At 46.9% G+C, this 5,983-nt stretch carries 2 tRNA genes and 3 rRNA genes; all 5 read right to left on the reverse strand.

Going from position 1 to position 5,983, the window contains the following annotated elements:
* Positions 1-114: 114 nt before the first annotated feature.
* Positions 115-226 (reverse strand): 5S ribosomal RNA (gene rrf, locus LJ658_RS20380).
* Between the two features lie 277 nt (positions 227-503).
* A 23S ribosomal RNA gene (locus tag LJ658_RS20385) occupies positions 504-3,381 on the reverse strand.
* A gap of 265 nt (positions 3,382-3,646) precedes the next feature.
* Positions 3,647-3,723: transfer RNA gene (locus tag LJ658_RS20390), tRNA-Ala, on the reverse strand.
* A gap of 18 nt (positions 3,724-3,741) precedes the next feature.
* Positions 3,742-3,816: transfer RNA gene (locus LJ658_RS20395), tRNA-Ile, on the reverse strand.
* A 223-nt stretch (positions 3,817-4,039) separates the two neighbouring features.
* Positions 4,040-5,561 (reverse strand): 16S ribosomal RNA (locus tag LJ658_RS20400).
* Together the 16S, 23S and 5S rRNA genes with 2 tRNA genes alongside form the textbook arrangement of a ribosomal RNA operon.
* Between the last annotated feature and the right edge of the window lie 422 nt (positions 5,562-5,983).

Consider the following 5,983-nt stretch of genomic DNA (forward strand, 5'->3'; position numbering starts at 1 on the left):
CTACCGGCTTAAGGGGCATTACCGGTGTGGCTGAGATGATTATTTCTGCCTGGTTCAGGCCTGGGTTATAAACAAAGAAACCCCGTGAACGTGAGTTCACAGGGTTCTTATAAAATTGGGCACCGACCTACTCTCCCACGTTTTACCGCAGTACCATCGGCTCTGGCGGGCTTGACTTCTCTGTTCGGAATGGGAAGAGGTAGACACCGCCGATATAGGCACCTGAAGATTTTTTGTTAGTATTTAGTAGCTGGTATCAAGTAACAAGACCTGATAAGCTTAACCAACAATTTTTTATTTGTTTCTTTTTAGAAGTACGGGTATCTTGATACTTGATACTACATACTTGCTACTAAAGCAAACAATGACATATTATTGAAAGAAGTAAGTTTAAGAGAAAACAACAATACTTAGTGTTCAGTGGTGAGTTTTGGGTCTTGAGTTATCAGTTATTGCTAACTCACGACTCATCACTTTACACTCACCACCTTAATTACCTGCTTATGAGAAAGCTTCGGGCGATTAGTATTACTCGACTATGATGTCACCACCTTTATATCTGTAACCTATCAACGTAGTAGTCTGCTACGACCCTCAATGGAAGTCTCATCTTGTGGCTAGTTTCGCACTTAGATGCTTTCAGCGCTTATCTATTCCCAACGTAGCTACTCTGCAATACAGCTGGCGCCATAACAGATTCACCAGAGGTTAGTCCAACCCGGTCCTCTCGTACTAAGGTCAGCCCCACTCAAACTTCCAACGCCCACAACAGATAGGGACCGAACTGTCTCGCGACGTTCTGAACCCAGCTCGCGTGCCACTTTAATGAGCGAACAGCTCAACCCTTGGGACCTTCTCCAGCCCCAGGATGTGACGAGCCGACATCGAGGTGCCAAACCTCCCCGTCGATATGAGCTCTTGGGGGAGATCAGCCTGTTATCCCCAGCGTACCTTTTATCCTTTGAGCGATGGCCCTTCCATGCAGAACCACCGGATCACTATATCCGTCTTTCGACCCTGCTCGGCTTGTCTGCCTCACAGTCAAGCAAGCTTATGCTATTGCACTCCGCGTACGGTTACCAAGCGTACTGAGCTTACCTTTGAAAGCCTCCGTTACCTTTTTGGAGGCGACCACCCCAGTCAAACTACCCGCCAAACAATGTCCCCCTCAATGAAGGGTTAGACACCAAATACAGAAAGGGTGGTATTTCAACGTTGACTAACCGACTCCTAGCGAAGCCGGATCACAGTCTCCCACCTATCCTACACATCCTGTATCCGATATCAATGTTAAGTTGTAGTGAAGGTGCATGGGGTCTTTCCGTCCCGTTGCGGGTAACCGGCGTCTTCACCGATACCACAATTTCACCGAGCTCATGGCTGAGACAGCGCCCAGATCGTTACACCATTCGTGCAGGTCGGAACTTACCCGACAAGGAATTTCGCTACCTTAGGACCGTTATAGTTACGGCCGCCGTTTACCGGGGCTTCGATTCAATGCTTCGGTTTAACCCTAACATCCCCTCTTAACCTTCCGGCACCGGGCAGGTGTCAGGCCATATACGTCATCTTTCGATTTTGCATAGCCATGTGTTTTTGTTAAACAGTCGCCTGGGCCTTTTCACTGCGGCTGACATTGCTGCCAGCGCCCCTTCTCCCGAAGTTACAGGGCCATTTTGCCGAGTTCCTTAGCCATGATTCACTCGAGCACCTTAGGATTCTCTCCTCGACTACCTGTGTCGGTTTACGGTACGGGGTTTTATAACCTGAAGCTTAGCAGGTTTTCTTGGAAGTCTGATTACCTGAACTATCTCCTTACCCGAAGGCTCAGAGTACTATCAGCTTTCAGCAAATCTGGCGTACTTAACTACCAAACCTATACCTACGGCCTTTAACGAACTATTCCGTCAGTTCGCGTCAGTTTCACTACTCCGTCACTGCATCGCAGTTATAAAACGTACTGGAATATTAACCAGTTATCCATCGGCTACGCCCTTCGGCTTCACCTTAGGCCCCGACTAACCCTGATCCGATTAGCGTTGATCAGGAAACCTTAGTCTTTCGGTGGGCGGGTTTCTCTCCCGCCTTATCGTTACTTATGCCTACATTTGCTTTTCTATCCCCTCCACAGTCGGTTATCCTCCTGCTTCACCGCGAATAGAATGCTCCCCTACCAGATCAATAAATTGAAATCCATAGCTTCGGTATACTGCTTAATGCCCGTTTATTATCCATGCCCGATCGCTCGACTAGTGAGCTGTTACGCACTCTTTAAATGAATGGCTGCTTCCAAGCCAACATCCTAGCTGTCTGTGCAATCGGACCTCGTTAGTTCAACTTAGCAGTAATTTGGGGACCTTAGCTGATGGTCTGGGTTCTTTCCCTCTCGGCCATGGACCTTAGCACCCATAGCCTCACTCCAGCGTATATTATAAAGCATTCGGAGTTTATCTGGATTTGGTAGGATTTGACTCCCCCGCACCCAATTAGTAGCTCTACCTCTTTATAACTCAACCGCCAGGCTGTTCCTAAAAACATTTCGGGGAGTACGAGCTATTTCCCAGTTTGATTAGCCTTTCACCCCTACCCACAGATCATCCGGAAACTTTTCAACGTTTATCGGTTCGGTCCTCCAGTACCTGTTACGGCACCTTCAACCTGTCCATGGGTAGATCACAAGGTTTCGCGTCTACCCCCTCTGACTATACGCCCTATTCAGACTCGCTTTCGCTTCGGATCCGTGTCTTAAACACTTAACCTTGCCAGAGAGGAGTAACTCGTAGGCTCATTATGCAAAAGGCACGCCGTCACGGAACAAGTCCGCTCCGACCGCTTGTAAGTACACGGTTTCAGGTTCTATTTCACTCCCCTGTTCGGGGTTCTTTTCACCTTTCCCTCACGGTACTGGTTCACTATCGGTCTCTCAGGAGTATTTAGCCTTACCAGATGGTGCTGGCAGATTCCCACAAGGCGTCTCCGACCTCGCGGTACTCAGGATACCACTATCCTATCATTACTTACTTATACGCAGCTCTCATGCTCTATGGCCAGGTTTCCCACCCTGTTCTAATTCATTTTGATATTCATGTTGTGGTCCTACAACCCCCATTATGCCGTAACATAATGGGTTTGGGCTTTTTCCCTTTCGCTCGCCACTACTCAGGAAATCATTATTATTTTCTCTTCCTCTGCTTACTTAGATGTTTCAGTTCAGCAGGTTCGCGCATTTATGCAACTAGTCTTCAACTAGTTAGGTTTCCCCATTCAGAAATCTACGGATCAATTCATATTTGCTGATCCCCGTAGCTTATCGCAGCTTATCACGTCTTTCATCGCCTCTGAGAGCCAAGGCATCCCCCGTGTACCCTTTCTTACTTTCTTCTACTATATCGCCTTTTGCTCGATATGTATGCTTTTTGATTCTTGTTGTGTCCGATTGATTTAAGTACTTAGTATCAAGTATCAAGACCGAGGTCTTTCCGCTTTATTTTCAGTAAATATCTCTTTCAGAGCCCCAACAGTCCTCTATACTGTTGTCTTCTCTTTTATTTACTTCTTCCAATATGTCAAAGAACGTTTACCCCGGTCATCTCCTAAAAAATGATCCTTTGTCAATATCCATCCCTGGGTAGGGTTATGGTGGGTATGGTGGAGAATAACGGATTCGAACCGTTGACCCCCTGCGTGCAAGGCAGGTGCTCTAGCCAGCTGAGCTAATCCCCCGAAAATGAGTTTCTATTGTAGTCCCGAGCAGATTTGAACTGCTGACCCCTACATTATCAGTGTAGTGCTCTAACCAAGCTGAGCTACAGGACTATTTGATTTCGGATTTCGGACCTACGATTTTAGATTTCGTAAATCGTCATCGTAATCTCTTACAATCTTGTCTCCCAGATGTTCGCTACTATACCAGTGAATTCATCTTTGGGTTTACGTTTAATTAGTATTACCATACTTCCGTCTGGTAACTAATTTTAAGAAATAATCATGTAGAAAGCAGTTCTGCTTTACTTTAGTGGAATGGGAGATATTGCTCCAGAAAGGAGGTATTCCAGCCACACCTTCCGGTACGGCTACCTTGTTACGACTTAGCCCCAGTTACCGACTTTACCCTAGGACGCTCCTTACGGTTACGCACTTCAGGCACTTCCAGCTTCCATGGCTTGACGGGCGGTGTGTACAAGGCCCGGGAACGTATTCACCGCAGCATTGCTGATCTGCGATTACTAGCGAATCCAACTTCACGGGGTCGAGTTGCAGACCCCGATCCGAACTGTGAATGGCTTTGTGAGATTGGCATCCTGTTGCCAGGTAGCTGCCCTCTGTACCATCCATTGTAGCACGTGTGTAGCCCCGGACGTAAGGGCCATGATGACTTGACGTCGTCCCCTCCTTCCTCTCTATTTGCATAGGCAGTCTGTTTAGAGTCCCCACCTTAACGTGCTGGCAACTAAACATAGGGGTTGCGCTCGTTGCGGGACTTAACCCAACACCTCACGGCACGAGCTGACGACAGCCATGCAGCACCTAGTTTCGTGTCCCGAAGGACTAAAGCGTCTCTGCTTTATTCACTAACTTTCAAGCCCGGGTAAGGTTCCTCGCGTATCATCGAATTAAACCACATGCTCCTCCGCTTGTGCGGGCCCCCGTCAATTCCTTTGAGTTTCACCCTTGCGGGCGTACTCCCCAGGTGGAATACTTAACGCTTTCGCTTAGACGCTGACCGTATATCGCCAACATCGAGTATTCATCGTTTAGGGCGTGGACTACCAGGGTATCTAATCCTGTTTGATCCCCACGCTTTCGTGCCTCAGTGTCAATAAAACCATAGTAAGCTGCCTTCGCAATTGGTGTTCTGTGACATATCTATGCATTTCACCGCTACTTGTCACATTCCGCCTACCTCTAGTTTATTCAAGCCCATCAGTATCAAGGGCACTGCGATAGTTAAGCTACCGTCTTTCACCCCTGACTTAACAGGCCACCTACGCACCCTTTAAACCCAATAAATCCGGATAACGCTTGGATCCTCCGTATTACCGCGGCTGCTGGCACGGAGTTAGCCGATCCTTATTCTCAGAGTACATTCAGCTCATTACACGTAATGAGGTTTATTCCCCTGCAAAAGCAGTTTACAACCCGTAGGGCCGTCTTCCTGCACGCGGCATGGCTGGTTCAGGCTTCCGCCCATTGACCAATATTCCTTACTGCTGCCTCCCGTAGGAGTCTGGTCCGTGTCTCAGTACCAGTGTGGGGGGTCATCCTCTCAGATCCCCTAAACATCGTAGCCTTGGTAAGCCGTTACCTTACCAACTAGCTAATGTTCCGCATGCCCATCTTCGTCCTATAAATATTTGATTATTAAATAATGCTATCCAATAATGTTATGCGGTCTTAATCTCTCTTTCGAGAGGCTATCCCCCTGACGAAGGTAGGTTACATACGTGTTACGCACCCGTGCGCCACTCTCATGAAGAGCAAGCTCCTCAATCCCGTCCGACTTGCATGTATTAGGCCTGCCGCTAGCGTTCATCCTGAGCCAGGATCAAACTCTCCATTGTAAAATGTGTGTTTGATTGCTCTGACCCTATTATCAATAATAGAATCTGTTAATCATTTGTATATATATCTTTATACAATATCTCTCCAGTATTCCTCTTTTCTTGCAAACCGTCTCTTTGTGATTAGTCATCGGTCATTAGTGATTAGTTATTGCTAACTCCTCCTTCTTAACCTTCAAACCGCCTACTTCCTTCCGGCCCGCTTTACTACATGATTTTCTATTTCCTAAAAGAACTTTATCGGTAGCACTGTCGCAGTGAACCTGTTATTATGTTAACATCCGAAGATGTTTACTTTTTCTGTTTTTGTTGGTTACTTGTTAAAGTAACACTTTTTAACTTTCTAACCGAAATTCGCTTCCGGTGACCCTTTCTTTTGGGACTGCAAAGGTAAGAACCTTTTTCGTTATTCCAAAAATTAT

It is taken from the genome of Mucilaginibacter sp. UR6-11 (assembly GCF_020880695.1).
Taxonomy (GTDB): domain Bacteria; phylum Bacteroidota; class Bacteroidia; order Sphingobacteriales; family Sphingobacteriaceae; genus Mucilaginibacter.